Source organism: Fibrobacter sp., assembly GCA_024399065.1.
Classification (GTDB): Bacteria; Fibrobacterota; Fibrobacteria; order Fibrobacterales; family Fibrobacteraceae; genus Fibrobacter.
Window position 1 is genome coordinate 1 of sequence record JAKSIB010000091.1, and the last position, 1571, is coordinate 1571.

Annotated in this window: 1 protein-coding gene; it reads right to left on the reverse strand. The window is 44.5% G+C overall.

The window, feature by feature from the left end; genetic code table 11:
• Positions 1–1465 (reverse strand): IS5 family transposase (locus MJZ25_16575; GenBank protein MCQ2125782.1); only part of this gene is annotated, 1465 nt, incomplete at its 3' end.
• Positions 1466–1571 lie beyond the last annotated feature (106 nt).

Here is a 1571-nt window from a genome sequence, read left to right on the forward strand (position 1 = left end):
TCACCGACAGGGGTCTGCAGACGAAAGCCCCAGGGGTGAATAGATTTTTCAAAATGAGCCAGATTTCAGAAAGGACAAGACAAAGTTCCCTTAAGAACTTCATCACGTTCTTGACGAAGTAGCAAGCCCCTATCCAGCTAGCTGCCGTTTCGGGCAATTTGGCTCGAATGTTATCTGCCCGATACACTCGCTTGCCAGTTCCAAAGGTGGCTTCAATCTCATTTCGGTCTCCGACAGCCTGAGCCATCTTGGATAGTTCCTCTGGAGCCTTAGGTTCCTTTTTAGGCCTGCCTAATGGTTTGCAATAAGAAGCTATCTCGTACTCCTTGAAGAGTTGTCTGTTTGCCCTGTTCATATAGATCTTATCACATAGGACAGTAGCAGGAAGATAACCAAAACGTTCTTTGTAAAGTTTGATTTGAAGTTCTACATCCGACTCTTCATTGTAGGCATCCCAACTCAGGTGATCTACAAAAGTATATCCGTTGACGATGCTTGCACCTATCTTGGCACCAAACTCGACCTTGGCTTTGGCCTTGCCTCTTACGATGGGGCGGATATGAGGCTGGAAGATACTGATGATTCTGTCCGCACATTGATGTGTCCCCTGCTGGAGCATTTCCATCTGCTGATAGTACATCTTTATGATTGCTCCTACCGTATTCCGTTCATTCCTCATGAAGGAATCCAAACGCTCGGTATTTGGAGAAACGAGATTCACAAACGATTGAATATCATGCTTCAAGTAATAAAGAAGCATTCGTTTGGTGCTCTTTATCTCCGAAGTCTTCTTGGTCTTTTTCTTGATCAAGTTAAGATATTCGAAACGGGCCGATTTGTAATGACATTCCGGAAGAGGAAGGGATAAGGCCTTACAGAGTGTAGCTATATATCGATTGATGGTTTTGCATCCATCATGGATAATATCGACATCGACAGGATAACGCACCTCGGCATTGCTGCAGGTGGCATCTATCTTCAAAACTCCCTTGTGGATTCTATCCTGACTGTCGGTGAATTCCTCTCCGAAGTCATGCGTAGAATCAGACTGTCCCGGTGTTTGTGGTTTGTCATCATCTTCGGATTCCGACTCCTTTTTGCGCCTTTCTGCGTCCTCCTGCATTTTGATCTGTTTCTCCAGAAGTGCGACGCTCATTTCATTGAAGTCCTCTTCTCCAAGACGCTTGCGGATTGTAACAAACAGGGAAGGATCAAAGATCGGCTTGTCTGTGAATTCTGTCAATCCAACGAAATACTGCATGTATGGATTTTCCTGGATCATCTGAATCGTTTCTGCATCCGACAAGGACAGTTTCTTCTTGATAATGGTAGCACCTATAATCATGCGGGCAGGTTTGTTGCCTGCTCCTTTCTTGCCATTATTAAGCTTGGAATTGTAGAGTTTCTCTATCTTTGCCCAGGGGAGTAGATCTCCCAACTGGACCCATCTATTGCTCTTGCTCAAGCCCTCCAATGAGGACCGGAACTCGTCAATAGTGAGCTGTTTTGACTGCGATGTGTACTTCATATCGGAACTTTTAACATGCAAAGATAATGATTTTTTGTTAAAT